The organism is Aquaspirillum serpens DSM 68 (genome assembly GCF_000420525.1).
GTDB lineage: Bacteria > Pseudomonadota > Gammaproteobacteria > Burkholderiales > Aquaspirillaceae > Aquaspirillum > Aquaspirillum serpens.
In genome coordinates, this window is the sequence record NZ_ATVC01000034.1 from 1 (window position 1) to 16,780 (window position 16,780).

Annotated in this window: 13 protein-coding genes and 5 tRNA genes; 13 read left to right on the forward strand and 5 right to left on the reverse strand. The window is 50.9% G+C overall.

What is annotated here, in order from left to right:
- Nucleotides 1–46: 46 nt before the first annotated feature.
- From G465_RS0107880 to G465_RS13995, 7 genes are all read left to right on the forward strand, one after another.
- A tRNA-Val gene (locus G465_RS0107880) sits at nucleotides 47–122 on the forward strand.
- A 4-nt stretch (nucleotides 123–126) separates the two neighbouring features.
- Nucleotides 127–203: transfer RNA gene (locus tag G465_RS0107885), tRNA-Asp, on the forward strand.
- A gap of 7 nt (nucleotides 204–210) precedes the next feature.
- Nucleotides 211–287, forward strand: a tRNA-Asp gene (locus G465_RS0107890).
- Between the two features lie 26 nt (nucleotides 288–313).
- Nucleotides 314–390, forward strand: a tRNA-Val gene (locus G465_RS0107895).
- Nucleotides 391–401: 11 nt separating this feature from the next.
- Nucleotides 402–478, forward strand: a tRNA-Asp gene (locus G465_RS0107900).
- A 336-nt stretch (nucleotides 479–814) separates the two neighbouring features.
- Nucleotides 815–964: a hypothetical protein gene (locus G465_RS15765; RefSeq protein WP_155846515.1), complete on the forward strand. Its 150-nt coding sequence runs from the start codon at nucleotides 815–817 to the stop codon at nucleotides 962–964.
- A 175-nt stretch (nucleotides 965–1,139) separates the two neighbouring features.
- Nucleotides 1,140–2,330 (forward strand): alpha/beta hydrolase, encoded by a 1,191-nt coding sequence (locus G465_RS13995; RefSeq protein ID WP_022653945.1) that lies wholly within the window; start codon nucleotides 1,140–1,142, stop codon nucleotides 2,328–2,330.
- Here G465_RS13995 and serA read toward each other — a convergent pair whose 3' ends face one another.
- A complete protein-coding gene (gene serA, locus G465_RS0107920) occupies nucleotides 2,331–3,557 on the reverse strand; it encodes a phosphoglycerate dehydrogenase (RefSeq protein WP_022653946.1) in 1,227 nt (408 codons plus the stop codon).
- Between the two features lie 93 nt (nucleotides 3,558–3,650).
- Between serA and G465_RS0107925 the strand changes: the two genes are divergently transcribed.
- Nucleotides 3,651–5,045, forward strand: coding sequence for a D-2-hydroxyglutarate dehydrogenase (locus tag G465_RS0107925; RefSeq protein ID WP_022653947.1), 1,395 nt, complete (start codon nucleotides 3,651–3,653; stop codon nucleotides 5,043–5,045).
- 74 nt (nucleotides 5,046–5,119) lie between these two features.
- On the opposite strand, the gene typA is transcribed toward G465_RS0107925, so the two are convergent.
- The 4 genes from typA to G465_RS14000 all read right to left on the reverse strand — a co-directional run bounded on the left by typA (nucleotide 5,120) and on the right by G465_RS14000 (nucleotide 8,382).
- On the reverse strand, nucleotides 5,120–6,934 hold the full coding sequence (gene typA / locus G465_RS0107930; protein ID WP_022653948.1) for a translational GTPase TypA: 1,815 nt from the start codon (nucleotides 6,932–6,934) through the stop codon (nucleotides 5,120–5,122).
- An 87-nt stretch (nucleotides 6,935–7,021) separates the two neighbouring features.
- On the reverse strand, nucleotides 7,022–7,900 hold the full coding sequence (locus tag G465_RS0107935; RefSeq protein ID WP_022653949.1) for an AEC family transporter: 879 nt from the start codon (nucleotides 7,898–7,900) through the stop codon (nucleotides 7,022–7,024).
- Nucleotides 7,901–7,907: 7 nt separating this feature from the next.
- Complete coding sequence (locus G465_RS16605) at nucleotides 7,908–8,105, reverse strand: Lrp/AsnC ligand binding domain-containing protein (protein WP_505579015.1); 198 nt, start codon at nucleotides 8,103–8,105, stop codon at nucleotides 7,908–7,910.
- A complete protein-coding gene (locus G465_RS14000) occupies nucleotides 8,059–8,382 on the reverse strand; it encodes a winged helix-turn-helix transcriptional regulator (protein WP_444541699.1) in 324 nt (107 codons plus the stop codon). Before G465_RS14000 ends, G465_RS16605 begins: the two co-directional genes overlap by 47 nt.
- A gap of 251 nt (nucleotides 8,383–8,633) precedes the next feature.
- Between G465_RS14000 and putA the strand changes: the two genes are divergently transcribed.
- From putA to G465_RS16360, 5 genes are all read left to right on the forward strand, one after another.
- On the forward strand, nucleotides 8,634–12,284 hold the full coding sequence (gene putA / locus G465_RS0107945) for a trifunctional transcriptional regulator/proline dehydrogenase/L-glutamate gamma-semialdehyde dehydrogenase (protein ID WP_022653950.1): 3,651 nt from the start codon (nucleotides 8,634–8,636) through the stop codon (nucleotides 12,282–12,284).
- A gap of 189 nt (nucleotides 12,285–12,473) precedes the next feature.
- The gene (locus G465_RS0107950; RefSeq protein WP_022653951.1) at nucleotides 12,474–13,664 is read left to right on the forward strand and encodes a branched-chain amino acid ABC transporter substrate-binding protein; all 1,191 of its coding nucleotides are present in this window, start codon (nucleotides 12,474–12,476) and stop codon (nucleotides 13,662–13,664) included.
- Between the two features lie 323 nt (nucleotides 13,665–13,987).
- Complete coding sequence (locus G465_RS0107955; protein WP_022653952.1) at nucleotides 13,988–14,668, forward strand: sulfite exporter TauE/SafE family protein; 681 nt, start codon at nucleotides 13,988–13,990, stop codon at nucleotides 14,666–14,668.
- 36 nt (nucleotides 14,669–14,704) lie between these two features.
- The gene (locus G465_RS14005; protein WP_022653953.1) at nucleotides 14,705–15,253 is read left to right on the forward strand and encodes a PAS domain-containing protein; all 549 of its coding nucleotides are present in this window, start codon (nucleotides 14,705–14,707) and stop codon (nucleotides 15,251–15,253) included.
- Nucleotides 15,250–16,734 (forward strand): methyl-accepting chemotaxis protein, encoded by a 1,485-nt coding sequence (locus G465_RS16360; protein ID WP_022653954.1) that lies wholly within the window; start codon nucleotides 15,250–15,252, stop codon nucleotides 16,732–16,734. The genes G465_RS14005 and G465_RS16360 overlap by 4 nt, the downstream gene beginning before the upstream one ends.
- Nucleotides 16,735–16,780 lie beyond the last annotated feature (46 nt).

Genomic DNA, 16,780 nt, shown 5'->3' on the forward strand with positions numbered 1-16,780 from the left:
CATGATTAAATGCAGTTCTTCGCTGCAGCGACAAGCAAACAGCGACGGGTGGTTAGCTCAGTTGGTAGAGCGTCTCCCTTACAAGGAGAGGGTCAGCGGTTCGAATCCGTTACCACCCACCACTGCGGAGTGGTAGTTCAGTTGGTTAGAATACCGGCCTGTCACGCCGGGGGTCGCGGGTTCGAGTCCCGTCCACTCCGCCAACGCTTTGGAGCGGTAGTTCAGTTGGTTAGAATACCGGCCTGTCACGCCGGGGGTCGCGGGTTCGAGTCCCGTCCGCTCCGCCAAAGCACTCTTGTGTCAGCTATCGTTTGGGCGGTTAGTCTCAGTTGGTAGAGCGCTGCCTTCACACGGCAGAGGTCACTGGTTCGAGTCCAGTACCGCCCACCAGAATTCAAAACGGAGTGGTAGTTCAGTTGGTTAGAATACCGGCCTGTCACGCCGGGGGTCGCGGGTTCGAGCCCCGTCCACTCCGCCAGCCTAATCTGAAGTCGATAAAAAACAGTACCCAAATTTAAACTGCAGCCGGTTTAAGACTGCAGTTTTTGCGTTTTGCTTGCAAAATCTCAGTCAATACGCCACAGCCTGACCCAATCTCTCTCTGTTTTCAGCATGATTGTCCTTCTTTGCAGCTTTTCACCGACAATCGCCACCATACCATGCGGTAGAATCTTAACCGCAGGTAAAAAATTCCCTGTCCATCGGTAAATGTCATCAGGTGAGCCATCTAGCGGACTGGCGCAAAGCCCTATCACCATAGAGCAATGCGGTTATTGGTGACTCAAACAATAGCTACCACTTGTGGAATAGCCGCTTGGACAACTTCCTGATTTGGGGATTGCGTATTTGGCGTGATGGCTGGCTAGGCAGTAATTTCCACTTGTGGAATAACCGCTTGGGCAACTGCCATATTTCGGTACGGCAAAGCGAGCGTGATGGCTTGGCTTACAATAGTTGCCGCTAGTGTTGTAACCACTAGGGCAAGGGCCGGCTTTGACCAATGGCCGGATTGGTAGATCAGAGGCATTAATCGCCATCGTCGCTAAGCCAAATGCTATTCCTAGGGAAAGCAGGAAACCTGTTTTGATAGAAAAATTAGCGTGAAATCTAAGCATGAAAGCACCCAAGGTGTAAGGTTGATGATGATGCGTGTTTTATCTTCTGTGATTTGCTTGTTGGCTTTATTTGGTTTGAGTGCCTGTCATAGCCTCGATACCACACCAGCCAACAGCCCCACGTCTTTTAAGCAATATCGCTACGCCACACAGCAGCACATCGTACAACAACGCCAGTTTGATGGTCGTTTTGGTGAACGTTTTGAAACCGAAGCCAATAGCCCACAAGAATGGCGACCTGCTACAGCAAGCCAGCCAAGCCGAGGTATTTTATTGGTTCATGGTTTGGGCGATTCGCCTTTTTCCTTCCATGATATCGGCCAGCGATTAACAGCACAGGGATTTTTAGTTCGCACCGTCTTATTACCAGGGCACGGTACCAAGGTCGAAGACTTGTTGACCGTGCGGTTTGCTGATTGGCGGCAAGTGGTTAAACAACAGACGGAACAGCTACAACGCGAAGTCAAAGAGGTCTATCTCGGTGGGTTTTCAACGGGGGCAAACTTGGTGGTGCTCGAAGCGTTGCAACGTGATGACACTGCCGGTCTTTTGCTGTTATCCCCTGCCTTTAAGTCTGGCAACGCTTATGACTGGCTCACGCCTTGGGTCGCGCCGTTCAAGCCGTGGTTACGCGAGCCGAGTCCAGACCGGCCACAACGCAACCCTGTACGCTATTTCAACACCCCAACCAATGGTTTTGCTCAGTATTACCACAGCAGCCGAGCAGTGCGACACGCGCTGTCAGCACAAGCTTATCGCCGGCCAGTGGTGATGGTGGTGGCGGAGCATGATTCGGTGGTGGACGTTGAATTCTTAGCCCAATACTTCTCGCAGTATTTTCCACATTCGTGCAGTCGCCTCCTGTGGTATGGCAAAGCGGAAACCGCAAGCAAGTGGCAGGCACCCCATCTCTATTTCCAACCCGACCATTTGCCAGAACAACGTATCAGTCAGTTTTCCCACATGAGCGTGATGTTTTCACCGCAGAATTGGGTATATGGTCGTCAAGGCAAAGTCCGGCTTTGTCACAATGGCCAAACGCCATCACAACAGCAGCAATGTGAACAGGGGACAGAGGTTTGGTATTCCGACTGGGGGTATCGTGAGGCAGATAAAGCACATGCCCGCCTCACGTTTAATCCCTATTTTGATTGGCAGATGCAACAAGTGGCGCAGGTCTTCAATAACACCACTTGCTCAATACCAGAAAAATAATCAGTACAACACCCGACTGCGCAAGGTGCCATCTAATGCGCCAAGCGTGGCCAAAGCTGCATCGGGGGCTTCGCTGTCAGTATCAATCACCACATAACCGATATTGTCGCGGGTCTGTAGATATTGAGCAGCGATGTTGACACCGGTGGTGGACAGCGCTTCGTTAATCCGCGCCAGCATCCCAGGGCGGTTTTCGTGGATATGCAGCAGGCGTTTCTTGCCTCCGTGCGCCGGCAAAGACACCTCAGGGAAGTTGACTGCGGTAACGGTGGATCCGTTATTGGAGTATTTGAGCAATTTCGCCGCCACTTCCGCCCCAATATTGGCCTGTGCTTCGAGTGTTGAACCACCAATATGCGGGGTCAGAATCACATTGCTGAGACCACGTAATGGAGAGATGAACTCATCATCATTCCCCTTCGGCTCAACGGGGAAAACATCAATTGCCGCACCGCCGAGATGACCTTGTTGTAAGGCGGCTGCCAGCGCAGGAATATCAACCACCGTACCACGCGAAGCGTTGATGAGGTGAGCACCGGCTTTCATTTTGGCTAACTCTGCCGCTGCAATCATGTTTTGTGTTTCCGGTGTTTCCGGTACATGCAGTGTTACCACGTCACTCTCGGCCAACACTTCATCCAAACTAGCCTGCCGTGCATTGCCCAACGGCAATTTGGTTTCAATATCGGCAAAGACCACCTTCATCCCCACGCCTTCGGCCAAGATGCCGATTTGGGTGCCGATATGACCATAGCCAATAATGCCCAAGGTTTTTCCGCGTACTTCGTACGAACCTTCGGCAGATTTTGTCCAACCACCGCTATGGCACAAGGTATTTTTATGGGGGATGCCGCGCATCAGCATAATGGTTTCAGCCAACACCAGCTCAGCCACCGAACGGGTGTTCGAGAAGGGTGCATTGAAAACGGGGATACCGCGTCGTTGTGCCGCAGCAAGATCGACTTGATTGGTACCAATGCAGAAGCATCCCACGGCAGCCAGTTTTTTCGCCTCGGCAAACACTGCTTCGGTGAGATGGGTGCGTGAACGAATACCGACAAAATGAGCGTCGCGAATGGCTTCTAACAGCTGCGCCTCGCCTAACGATTTTTTGTGATATTCGATATTGGTGTAGCCATCGGCAGCAAAGGCATCCAAGGCAGTTTGGTGTACGCCTTCCAACAACAAGATTTTAATTTTGTCTTTGTCCAACGAGTAACGCGGCATGGTGTTTTCTCCAGGTCAATATCCGAGTAATATTCTCAACTATTATCCTCATAGAATCTCAGTTCTGCAATAAGACCGTAAGGAAAATCCAATATGACAACTTCGCATTCGCTTGCTGAACAGTTGGCAACCGCCATTCCCGCAGCACGCATCGCCACCGATGATGATAGCTTACAACGTTATGGCCGTGATTGGACACGTTACACCGAGCCCTGCGCCAGTGCTGTTGTCTTTCCCACCAGCACTGAAGAAGTTGCTGCTTTAGTGAAACTTGCAGCGAGCGAAAAAATCGCCCTCGTCCCCTCTGGTGGCAGAACCGGTTTATCCGGTGGTGCTTGCGCCACCCAAGGCGAGGTGGTCGTTTCGTTCGATCGCATGAACCGCATCCGTGATTTCAACCCGATTGACCGCACCGTAACAGTTGAAGCCGGCCTCATCACCGAAGCTTTACAAAATTTCGCGACTGAGCAAGGCTTATATTTTCCGGTTGATTTTGCTTCGCGTGGGTCGAGTCAAGTCGGTGGCAATGTGGCGACCAATGCTGGCGGAATTAAAGTATTGCGTTGGGGCATGTTCCGTGATTGGGTGGCAGGGATTGAATGTGTTACTGGCACCGGCGAAGTATTACAGCTGAATCAGGGCTTAGTGAAAAACAATACCGGCTATGACCTACGCCATCTGTTTGTTGGTTCAGAAGGCACCTTAGGGCTCATCACCGCCGTGACCTTACGCCTCACTCAACCGCCGGCCCCTTTAGCCGTCATGGTCCTAGCAGTGCCCGAGTTGAGCGACATCATGACGGTGTTTGCTTCTGTCCGCGCTGCCTTGCCATTAACCGCGTTTGAGTTTTTCTCTGAAGCAGCGATGGGTCATGTCCTTGCCCGTGGTCATGTACGGCGTCCCTTCGATGGCAGTGCGCCTTACTATGTGATTTTTGAGTATGAACACGCCCACAATGAAGATGAAGCAGCGTTGACAGTGTTTGAACAGTTACTGGAACAAGGCGTGGTGGTTGATGGGGTGTTGGCACAATCCGACAGCCAAGCGCGTGATTTGTGGCGGTTACGCGAAGATATCAGCGAATCTATCACCCCTCGCACCCCGTATAAAAATGATATTGCGGTGAAAGTGTCGCAAGTACCGGCTTTTGTGGCGGAGTTAGATGCCTTGTTGGCCGAACAATATCCCGATTTTGAAGTGGTGTGGTTTGGTCATATTGGTGATGGCAATTTGCACATCAATATCTTGCGGCCAGAAGAATGGGAGATCGACCGTTTCCGTGTCGCTTGTGAGCGTGTCAATGAACTGGTATTCGCCTTGCTGGCACGTTTTAACGGCAGTATGTCAGCTGAACATGGGGTGGGACTGCTCAAACGCGACTATCTTCATATCAGCCGTAGTGAGGCAGAAATTGCCCTGATGCGTGGAATCAAAGCAGTGTTTGACCCACAGGGGATTCTGAACCCAGGGAAAGTATTGGGACAATAAAGCAAAAATAGCCACAAAAAAGGGACGTTGGAAATTTCCTATCCACGTCCCTTTTTTCGACTACTAGTCAGCGATTAGAGCAGGCCGCGTACCGATTTTTTACGATCGTGTTCATTCAGCAAACGCTTACGAATCCGGATCGATTGAGGGGTGATTTCAACCAGCTCATCATCATCGATAAACTCCACGGCCGATTCTAATGTCAGTTTAATCGGTGTGGTCAGACGCACCGCTTCATCAGTTCCTGATGCGCGAACGTTGGTTAGTTTCTTACCTTTAATTGGGTTCACGACCAAATCGTTTTCACGGCTGTGAATGCCAATAATCATCCCTTCGTACAACTTTTCGCCTGGGCTGACAAACATCCGGCCACGGTCTTCCAAGTTCCACAATGCGTAGGCCACGGCTTCGCCATTTTCTTGCGAAATCAACACGCCGTTGTGACGACCTGGTAAATCTGGTTTTACTGGACCGTAGTCATCAAACACATGACTCATCAAGCCAGTGCCGCGGGTCATGGTCAAGAAATCGGATTGGAAACCAATCAAGCCACGGGCAGGAATGTGGTACTCGAGGCGAGTGCGGCCATTACCGTCCGACTCCATATTGGTCAACTCACCACGGCGGCGGCCAATTTCTTCCATCACCGCGCCTTGGTGGTTATCTTCCAAGTCGATGGTCAAGTTTTCGTATGGCTCACATTTCTCGCCATTGATTTCTTTGTAAACTACGCGAGGCTTACCGACGGCCATCTCGAAACCTTCGCGGCGCATGTTCTCTAACAGAATGGTCAAATGCAATTCGCCACGACCGGACACGCGGAAAATATCCGCATCGCCAGTTTCTTCAACACGCAAAGCGACGTTGGTCAGCAATTCTTTTTGCAGACGATCGCGGATTTGACGGCTAGTAACAAACTTGCCTTCGGTACCGGCCAAAGGCGAGGTGTTCACCATAAAGTCCATCGTCAGCGTTGGTTCGTCCACCGACAACATTGGCAAGCCAACCGGCTGCTCACGATCACAGATGGTGACACCAATCCCGATGTCTTCGACACCAGAGATGATGATAATGTCGCCAGCTTCGGCTTGTTCGACCGGAACCCGTTCGAGACCTTTGAAACCCAACACTTGGTTGATCCGGCCTTGTGCCACTTGGTCTTCATGGTTCATCACCACCACGGCTTGACCAGGTTTGATGCGACCATTCAACACACGGCCCACGCCTAAACGGCCAGTGTAGGTGGAATAATCCAAAGCAGAGATTTGCAGTTGTAACGGCGCTTCAGCATCACCGGGAGGCGTAGGCACATGCTCGAGAATCACCTCGAACAGCGGACGCATATCGGTTGACTCGTGTTCTAATTCGAGCTTGGCAAAACCATTCAGGCCAGACGCATACACGATAGGAAAATCGAGCTGTTCATCGGTCGCACCGAGTTTGTCGAACAGATCGAAAGTTTGATCGACTACCCAATCAGGACGCGCACCGGGGCGGTCGATTTTGTTAATCACCACGATAGGGCGCAGACCCAAAGCCAAGGCTTTTTTGGTCACAAAACGAGTTTGTGGCATCGGGCCTTCTTGGGCATCGACCAACAGCAACACACCATCAACCATGCCTAACACCCGTTCAACCTCACCGCCAAAGTCGGCGTGTCCGGGGGTGTCCACGATATTGATATGTGTGCCTTGATATTCGATGGCAGTGTTCTTTGCCAGAATCGTGATACCCCGTTCTTTTTCGAGGTCGTTGCTGTCCATCACCCGTTCATCAACTTGTTGATGGTCGCGGAAAGTGCCGGACTGGCGTAGGAGTTGGTCAACCAAGGTAGTTTTACCGTGGTCAACGTGAGCGATAATAGCGATATTGCGGAGGTTGCGAGACATGGAAGCTTCAGTGCGTTGAAAAATCAACTAATTTTAACACAGCGTTTTTCATCTCGTATGCAAGATTGCATTGCAACAAAGAAAAATCTAGTGCGGCAAAACCAAATATAAAACAATCGCCAACGAAAAAACCGACAAACTATTGCCAATGAGCACAATCGATGCCACCCGAGCCGGTTCTTGTTGATAGCGTTCGGCAACCAAGTAGTTCAACACCGCCGGTGGTAACACCGCAAACACCCACAGCAACGCCTCTTGCATCGGCGGCAATGGAAAAGCCTGTAACCATAGCCAAGCCACTACCGCGCCCGATAATGGACACAAGATGCCACCAATCACCCCGATTTTCCAATCGGCAAAGGAGATGCCAGCCATCCGTACCCCAAGTGCAAACAACATCAAGGGAATGGAAATATCGCCCAACATTTTCAGGGCGATTTGCAATGGCGCAGGAAGAGCAATTTGACCAAGACTGACCACCAAACCAAGAATCGTTGCCATAATCACCGGCTGCTTAAACAAGCCCAATAGCTTGGTTTTATGGTCTAACATCCACAGCCCAAGCGAAAAGTGCAACACCATCTCGACTAAAAATACAATCACCGCCCCCGGTAACCATTGGCTACCAAACGCCAATACCATCACCGGAATGCCCATGTTGCCGGTGTTGTTGAACATCATCGGTGGGACAAAAGTGCGCCAATCAAGCCCTAATAGACGTGCCACCGGCCATGCTAACAGCCCCGAACCTAAGACTACGGCTGTGGCAGCCGCAGCTAACGGCAAATAGGCCATGACATGAAAGTCTTTACTCGCCAACGCAGCAAACACCAACGCCGGCACAAATAAATCCATGTTCAGTTGGTTGGCCGCCAACATATCAGGCCGCCGAAAACGCCCATACAGCGTACCGATGGCGATAATCGATAGGACAGGAAATAAAATTTCGAGAATTCTGAGGACCATGCCAAACTCACGTTTTTATCGGCAAGCTGGTTTGTTCTTTCACTTCTTCCATCACCACATAGGTATGGGTTTCACGCACATGCGGCAGCGAGCTCAACATATCGCCTAACAGCACACGAAAAGCTTGAATATCGTTGACGCGGATCTTTAATAAGTAATCAAAGCCCCCGGCATTCCAAAATCTCGGGAATGGTTTGCACCGCACGATTAAATTCTTCTAATACTTCAGAGCTGGTGCTGGTCAACGTGACTTCTAAATAGACCAACATTCCAGCATCGAGTAAATGGGGATTGAGGCGGGTGACATAGTCGCGGATATAGCCTTCCGACTCCAAACGCTTCACTCGCTCCAAACAGGGCGTTGGGCTTAAGTGGACACGATCGGCCAAGTCCACATTAGAAATTTTGGCATTGAGTTGTAGCACAGCCAGAATTTTGCGGTCGATCAGGTCGAGAGGTTTTTTATTTCGATTTCGCTTCATGGTGTTTTCACTGACTTAGAGCTAAGGTACAGAAGTTATCGCTAATTGCTTGCCATGCCTTTAGCATTATAGGCTTTTTTTCTTGTCTTTACACGAATGTTGCAACGCGAAAAGTATAAATATCCACAAAAAAAGCAAAAGCCAGATTTTTGTATTGTATTTCTGTCTTAATATAGTCTGATATATTGCATTACATGCATTACATCGAATATTATTGTCAAAAATCTCGAATTCGATGGAGCATCAAAATCATGTCTTTTCCGACGCTTGCCCTACCCCAAACCCCCAGCCGCCATGCCATCACCGCCGCGTGGCGCCGTGATGAGGGCGAATGTGTTCGCAGCCTGTTAAGCCAAGCTGATATTCCAGCGGGTGAGATTAAAGGCATCCAAGCTTTGGCGAAAAAGCTGGTCAGCGATGTCCGCCACAAGCGCACCCGCGCCAGTGGCGTTGATGCGTTGATGCATGAATTTTCGTTGTCGAGTCAAGAAGGCGTAGCTTTGATGTGTTTGGCCGAAGCCCTGTTGCGGATTCCCGATCAAGCGACTGCCGACAAGCTCATTCGCGATAAAATTTCTAAAGGCGATTGGGGCGCCCACTTGGGCCAGAGCCAATCGTTATTTGTCAATGCGGCAACATGGGGCTTGGTGATTACTGGCAAGTTGGTCAACACCCATAATGAAGCGGGTTTATCGCATTCTTTATCGCGCCTGATTGCCAAAGGTGGCGAGCCGCTGATCCGCAAAGGCGTTGATTTGGCCATGCGAATGTTGGGCAAGCAATTTGTTACCGGCGAAACCATTGACGAGGCATTAGCGAATGGCCGCGAGCGCGAAGCCCGTGGTTATCGCTTTAGCTATGACATGCTTGGCGAAGCAGCGATGACCGAGGCCGATGCCCAACGTTACATGAAAGACTATGAAACGGCCATTCATGCGATTGGTAAAGCCGCCAATGGTCGTGGCATTATCGAAGGCCCCGGTATTTCGGTGAAACTGTCGGCAATTCATCCGCGTTATAGCCGCGCCCAACGCGACCGCGCCTTGCAAGAATTGCTGCCACGCTTAAAAGCCTTATTTGTATTGGCCAAAAAATACAATATCGGTCTCAATATCGATGCGGAAGAAGCTGACCGCCTCGAACTGTCGTTGGATTTAATCGAAGCCATCGCCCACGATGATGAGTTGGCTGGTTGGGATGGCATTGGGATTGTAGTGCAGGCGTACCAAAAACGCTGCCCATTTGTCATCGACTGGTTAGTTGAACTGGCGCGCAAAACCGGCCATCGTTTTATGGTGCGCTTAGTGAAAGGGGCTTATTGGGATGCGGAAATTAAACGCGCCCAAGTCGATGGTCTCAGCAGCTATCCCGTCTATACACGCAAGGTGTATACCGATGTGTCGTATATTGCTTGCGCGAAAAAATTACTGGCAGCACAAGACGCCATCTACCCACAATTTGCCACCCACAACGCCTACTCGCTGTCGGCCATTTGGCATTTGGGACAGGGCAAAGAGTTTGAATTCCAATGTTTACATGGCATGGGTGAAACCTTATACGATCAGGTGGTCGGCCAAGATAAACTCAATCGCGCCTGCCGGATTTATGCGCCAGTCGGCTCACATGAAACCTTATTAGCCTATTTGGTACGGCGCTTGTTAGAAAATGGTGCCAATAGCTCATTCGTTAACCGCATCGTGGATGAATCGGTGTCGATTGATGAGCTGGTTGCCGACCCAGTGGCACAAGCCAAACAACTGGCTGGCAGCCCCCATCCGCGCATTGCCCTACCACCGCAGTTGTATGGCGCATCGCGGCTAAACTCGAATGGTTTGGATTTAGCCTCGGAAATTGCTCTCAACGAACTCGACCAAGCCCTGACTGAACACGGTCATCAAGATTGGTTAGCCTGCCCTATCGTCGCGGGTAAACCAAGCAACCACACTACCGCTTTGCCGGTGCTCAATCCAGCGCAACATAGCGATATCGTTGGCCGCGTTATTGAAGCCGAATTAGACGATGTGGAACACGCGCTGAGCGCAGCAACTGCCGCCGCAAGTCGTTGGGCCGCAACTTCACCGATTGAGCGCGCCAATGTAATCGAAGCTTTTGCCGATCAATTAGAGGCGCAACGCAGCAGCTTCCTTGCCTTGGCCGTCCGCGAAGCGGGTAAAACCTTTGCCAATGCGGTGGCTGAAGTGCGCGAAGCGGTCGATTTTTGCCGCTACTATGCCTTACAAATTCGTGGGGGCGATGGCATTGTGTTCTCGCCAGAACGCACCCCAGCAGTTGGGCCGGTGGTGGCGATTAGCCCGTGGAATTTCCCGCTGGCGATTTTCGTCGGTGAAGTGATTGCTGCCATTGCCGCTGGCAATCCCGTTTTAGCCAAACCTGCCGAACAAACCGCCTTAATTGCCGCCCATGCGGTGCGCCTGATGCACCAAGCAGGCATTCCACACGATGTCGTGCAATTTCTGCCCGGTCGTGGCGAAACCGTCGGTGCCGCACTCAGCAGTGACCCACGGGTACAGGGCGTAATTTTCACGGGTTCAACAGAAGTCGCTCAAATCATTTCCCGCGCCGTGGCCAAACATGCGCATGATGTGGCGTTGATTGCCGAAACTGGCGGCCAAAATGCGATGATTGTCGATAGCTCGGCCTTGCCAGAGCAGGTTGTTACCGATGTGTTAAGCTCGGCTTTTGATTCTGCCGGCCAGCGTTGTTCGGCCTTACGCATTTTGTGTCTGCAAGAAGATATTGCTGATCGCGTTATCACCATGCTGAAAGGGGCGATGGATGAATTACGCGTCGGGAATCCAAACCGACTCAGTACCGATGTTGGCCCCGTGATCGACCGCGAAGCACAACAGCAATTGCTCGGCCATATCAGCCAGATGCAGCGCACTGCCAAATGGATGTACCAAATCGCGTTACCAAGCGAATGTAGCGAAGGCAGTTTTATTGCGCCGACGCTGTTTGAAATTGACAGCATTCGCGAGCTCAAACGCGAAGTATTCGGCCCTGTCTTACATATTGTCCGTTTCCAAAGTCGCGAACTGCCCCAGCTGATTCGCGACATCAACGCCACTGGTTATGGTCTCACCCTTGGTATTCACAGCCGCATTGATGAAACCATCGACTTAATCACCAGCACCGCCCATGTTGGCAATATTTATGTCAATCGTAATATTGTCGGTGCTGTTGTGGGTGTGCAACCGTTCGGTGGTGAAGGCTTGTCGGGTACTGGCCCGAAAGCCGGTGGCCCGTTCTATCTGCAACGTCTGACCCGCACCGCACAATGGCAAGCCCCAGCCAATCTGGCGCAAACTGGCGCACAGTCGGCACGACTGGATCACTTATTCGCCGCATTAACCAGTGTCCCAGAGTTGCAACAGGATAAAACACGGTTAGCTCAGTGGTTGCAAACCTGCCAACAGCTCAGCCTGTTGGAACGCGACATGCTGTTACCTGGCCCAACAGGGGAACGCAACAGCCTGCATTTTGCTCCACGCGGCACCGTATCATGTATCGCTGACAGCGCACGCGCATTAGCCATGCAGCTAATCGCAGCCTTTGCCACCGGCAATCGGGTGCGAATTGCAGATAACGCCGCAGCACAGACCTTGTTACCGCGTTTGCCTGATAGTTTAGGTTTGGCGATTGATGCCTTTGCCTTAAAAGCAGAAGACGTCAGTGCAGTATTATTCTCTGGTAACCAGAGTGAGGCACAAGCATTGCGTAAGGCATTAGCGGCCCGCGATGGCGCACGCGTACCGTTGTTGTTGGCGGAGGAGGATGGGCAATACAACTTGGCACGGTTGGTTGCCGAACGCGCTATCAGCGTCAACACGACCGCTGCCGGCGGTAATGCCAGCCTGATGAGTTTGACCGAATCGGCCTAATCGCCGCTTTGTGCAGAAAAAATTACGCTCTGGTGACAGGTTTTTAACAAGAAAGCGGATAGTGCTGGAGCGTAAGCAAAAACATCCGGTAGAATCGTTTACAGCGATCTATCAGAGCGCATGATACTGTAATGATCGACTTATCCAGTGAATCATTCGGTTTTTTACTTCAAGGAAAGAGGAAGAACGATGCAAACAAGCAAGTTAGTAAAAATTTCTGCTGCAGTGGCAGCAGCCCTGACTTTAGTTGCCTGCGGTAAAAAAGAAGAAGCCCCCGCAGCACAAGCCGCCGCGCCTGCCGCCCCTGCTGCTGCCGAAGCGCAAGTGGTTAACATTGGTTTTGCCGCACCGCTGACTGGCCCACAAGCCCACTATGGTGAGGAATATAAAAACGGTGTAACCTTAGCGATTGAAGACGCGAACGCCGAAAACCCAACCATCGACGGCAAACCAGTCAAATTCCAGTTGCAAGCTGAAGATGACCAAGCCGACCCGAAAACCGCAACCCAAGTGGCACAAAAATTTGTTGATGCCAAAATCAACGGGATTATCGGTCACTTCAACTCCGGTACCGCGATTCCTGCTTCGAAGATTTATCACGATGCAGGCGTTCCGATGATTGCGATGGCAACGGCACCACAGTTCACCCAACAAGGTTTCAATACCACCTTCCGTTCGATGACCTCCGACACCCAACAAGGTGCGGTGATGGGTAAATTCGTGGTGGAAAAACTGGGTGCGAAGAAAATCGCCATCATTGACGACCGCACCGCTTACGGCCAAGGTTTGGCGGATGAGTTCGAGAAATCGGTGAAAGCCGCTGGTGGCGAAATCATCAAACGTGAATTCACCAACGACAAAGCCACTGACTTCACCGCAATTCTGACCACCATTAAAGGCGCTGGCCCTGACATCATCTTTTACGGTGGTGCTGATGCACAGTCCGCGCCAATGGCAAAACAGCTCAAGCGTTTAGGGATCACCGCACCGCTGGTGTCGGGTGAAATGACCAAAACCCCAACTTTCTTGAAACTGGCTGGTGCAGAATCGGAAGGCACGATTGCTTCGTTGGCTGGTTTGCCACTGGAACAAATGCCAAAAGGCAACGACTACGCCACCCGTTACAAAGCACGCTTTAACCAAGATGTTGCTACCTACTCGCCGTATGGCTATGACGCGACTCGCATCATGATCGAAGCGATGAAAAAGGCCAACTCGGCAGACCCAGCGAAATACTTACCTGAGCTGGCAAAAACCGAATACGCCGGTGTAACCGCCGCCAGCATTTCGTATGACGAAAAAGGTGATCTGAAAAACGGTACAGTGACCGTTTACAAAGTTGAAGGCGGCGATTGGAAAGTGATGGAAACCATTCAATAATCCCTGTCTCTCCATTTTCTCTCCCTCAATTTGGCCCCACTCAACGGTGGGGCTTTTTTTCGGGATAAAAAAACCGCATCCGAGAACGCGGTTGAGAAAGCAAGGAAATGCCCTGAATACTTCTGTAGCAAGACACAGCAGACATTCAGTGAGTATCGATATTGCCGACTATTTCTTAAACATATCTTAAAATTTAATTTTGCATTGCAGCAATTTAATGCTATTTTTCACCAAAAATGGCGCTTTAACTTAAAAAAAGCTTAAGGCAATAAAGTGCCAGCCTAATTCAGCTAAAATATCGGTTTTGATAACAAAAAATCATTATGCCGGACACTCATCTTCTGGCGGTGTGGTTAGTTGGTTTTCTGGGTGGTGGGCACTGCGTCGGGATGTGTGGCGGTTTGGCTTCTGCTTTGATGATGCAACTGCCTCCACAACGCCGCGCTTGGCCCTATCTATTCGCCGTGAATGCGGGCCGCTTGAGCTCGTATACCGCCGTCGGCGCCCTCGTCGGGGGCATTGGCGGCTTAGGGATTGCCAGCCTTAATAGTCTCAGCGTGCAATGGGCTTTGTTCTTTGTCGCACAAAGTTTGCTGTTTTTGTTGGGTTTATATCTGGCAGGCATCAACGGCTGGGTCAGCCATATTGAACGGCTGGGCCGACCGATTTGGCGCCGCCTACAACCACTATTACAAAAAATCCTCCCTATCCGCCATATGGGCCATGCCTTTATTGCTGGTGCGCTCTGGGGTTGGCTGCCGTGTGGTTTGGTCTATACCGCCAGCCTATCAGCCCTCACCACCGCCAACCCACAACATGGGGCGTTACTGATGTTGGCTTTTGGCCTCGGTACCTTGCCCAACTTGCTGTTAATTGGTTGGTTTGCTGATAGTGTTCGGCAAACCCTACAAAAAGCGTGGGTTCGCCGCGTGGCAGGGCTGTCTATTTGCTTATTGGCGCTTTGGCAGCTCATCAGTGCGCTACAACACCCACAGCTGTTTTAATCCACCACCGCTATTCCAACTCGGGAGTCTGTTACTGTGTCTCGCCCATCTATTGCTATCAGCGGACAGTTAATTAAAGTACCCACCAACCGTTTTATCGTCTCTAAATCAGACTTAAATGGCAACATCACCTATGCCAACCGTATGTTTATGGAGATTTCTGGTTATTCTGAGGCCGAATTATTAAACAATCCTCATAACATTATTCGCCATCCAGACATGCCAAAAGCACTGTTTGCCCATTTATGGAAAACCTTAAAAGCCGGTATGGAGTTTTTTGGTTATGTTAAAAATTGCTCAGCACAAGGTCATGGCTATTGGGTTTTTGCCCATATCGTGCAAGAGCGTGATGCAGACGACAATATCGTGGGCTATAGCTCATTTCGTCGGGGTGCCAGCGATGACGCCATCGCAGTGTTAGAACCGATGTATCAGAAACTGTTGCAACAAGAACGCGCAGTGGGCCCAGATGCGGCATGGAAACAATGGGAACAAGAATTAGCCACACAACAACATGACTACGAAAGTTTGATGTTAGCGCTTTATCAAAAAAGCCGTGGTCAACAGCAGAAAGCCAACCGATGATGACGACTCACTCTAGCCGCCGCATTGCACCGATTCCTTTCCTTCGTACCCAAGTCAATATTGCCCACAGTTTTTATGTGTTATCGAGCATAGCCATCGTTGTGTGGATGATTTGGCAATACCAAGCCCCAATTTGGCTAGTGCTCTATCCAATCATCTTGTTGCTGATTATTGTCCCCCACCGTATTTCGTTGCTGCGGGCGATTGCCACCCTGCGCGAAATGCACGAAACGCTTAAGCGTTGTAAAAAAGGGGAATTTCAACATCGCGTTACCGAAACAGTCGGCTTAGGTGAAGTGGGCAAGGTTGCATGGGAACTGAACGAGTTTTTAGATCACGTCGAGGCCTATTTCCATGAGTCCGACTCGGCTTTCCGCCGTGTGTATGATAGCCAACGCGCACGGCCACCGATTACCGAGGGTTTAGTCGGTCAACCTAAAGCCTCGCTCGAAAACATTGGTGTCGCCGTGCAAGCAATTCGCGATAGCCAAAGTGAACAGGCACGTAACTCGCTGTTTTCACAGCTGCATAAAATGAATTCGGCAAACTTGACGCAAAATTTGGTCACGACACAACGCGATTTAATGCAAATTAACCAGCATATCGAATCGACCTACCACATTGCCGAACACAATATCGCCGCTTCACAAACCAGCAATCAACAAGCAGAAGCGATGACTGAAAACATGCAGGTAATGATCGCCGGTTTACGGGCGATTCATGAACGTGTGCAAGGTTTGGCCAACGATAGCAATGCCGTGATCCAAGCGCTGGGTACGATTACCGATATCGCCGAACAAACCAATTTATTGGCGCTCAATGCCGCGATTGAAGCAGCGCGGGCAGGTGAAGCGGGGCGGGGGTTTGCGGTGGTGGCAGACGAAGTGCGGCTGTTAGCGGAGCGCTCAAAACAAGCGGCCAACAGCATCAGCACCACCATCGAAGGCTTCACCGCCCGTACTGGCCATATCAGCAACGAATCACAACAAGCCGCCACCCAAGCCGACGCTTTACAAACGCGAGTACAAGCCTTCCGCGCCACGTTCAAAAATCTATCGACTTCCAGTCAACAAACGTTGGAACAGCTTTCGTATGCCCGTGACCGCGCCTTTGCCTCGTTAGCGAAGGTTGACCACATTGTGTATAAACAACGTGCTTACCTGACTATCCAAAACCCACAACAACACCAAGAAGAAGCCAAAGCAGTGGCCGTCGATCACCATAACTGCCGTTTGGGTAAATGGTATGAAGAAGGCGTTGGTAAACAACGCTTTGCAGGTACGCCGAGTTATAGCAAACTCGACCGCCCCCATAGCGCCGTACACAGCGGTGTGCATCGTGCCGTGCATTTAGCAGAAGGAGATTGGATGCACAATGCTGAGCAACGGACAGCGATTGTCGCCGCGATGCAGGGTGTCGAACAAGCCAGCAGTGAGGTGATCGAATTATTAGATCGTTTGGTTGACGAGCTACATGCTTGAGACTTGTCCCCTTGCTGGTGGGCGTTGTCCACTGAGCAAGGGGGAA

Bases quoted from the DNA above. Each gene is read 5' to 3' on its own strand.
- G465_RS0107950 (WP_022653951.1), top strand. From the start codon at position 12,474: ATGCAAACAAGCAAGTTAGTAAAAATTTCTGCTGCAGTGGCAGCAGCC.
- G465_RS14000 (WP_444541699.1), bottom strand. From the start codon at position 8,382: ATGAAGCGAAATCGAAATAAAAAACCTCTCGACCTGATCGACCGCAAA.
- serA (WP_022653946.1), bottom strand. From the start codon at position 3,557: ATGCCGCGTTACTCGTTGGACAAAGACAAAATTAAAATCTTGTTGTTG.
- putA (WP_022653950.1), top strand. From the start codon at position 8,634: ATGTCTTTTCCGACGCTTGCCCTACCCCAAACCCCCAGCCGCCATGCC.
- G465_RS16360 (WP_022653954.1), top strand. From the start codon at position 15,250: ATGATGACGACTCACTCTAGCCGCCGCATTGCACCGATTCCTTTCCTT.
- G465_RS0107955 (WP_022653952.1), top strand. From the start codon at position 13,988: ATGCCGGACACTCATCTTCTGGCGGTGTGGTTAGTTGGTTTTCTGGGT.
- G465_RS0107935 (WP_022653949.1), bottom strand. From the start codon at position 7,900: ATGGTCCTCAGAATTCTCGAAATTTTATTTCCTGTCCTATCGATTATC.
- G465_RS13995 (WP_022653945.1), top strand. From the start codon at position 1,140: ATGATGATGCGTGTTTTATCTTCTGTGATTTGCTTGTTGGCTTTATTT.
- G465_RS0107925 (WP_022653947.1), top strand. From the start codon at position 3,651: ATGACAACTTCGCATTCGCTTGCTGAACAGTTGGCAACCGCCATTCCC.
- typA (WP_022653948.1), bottom strand. From the start codon at position 6,934: ATGTCTCGCAACCTCCGCAATATCGCTATTATCGCTCACGTTGACCAC.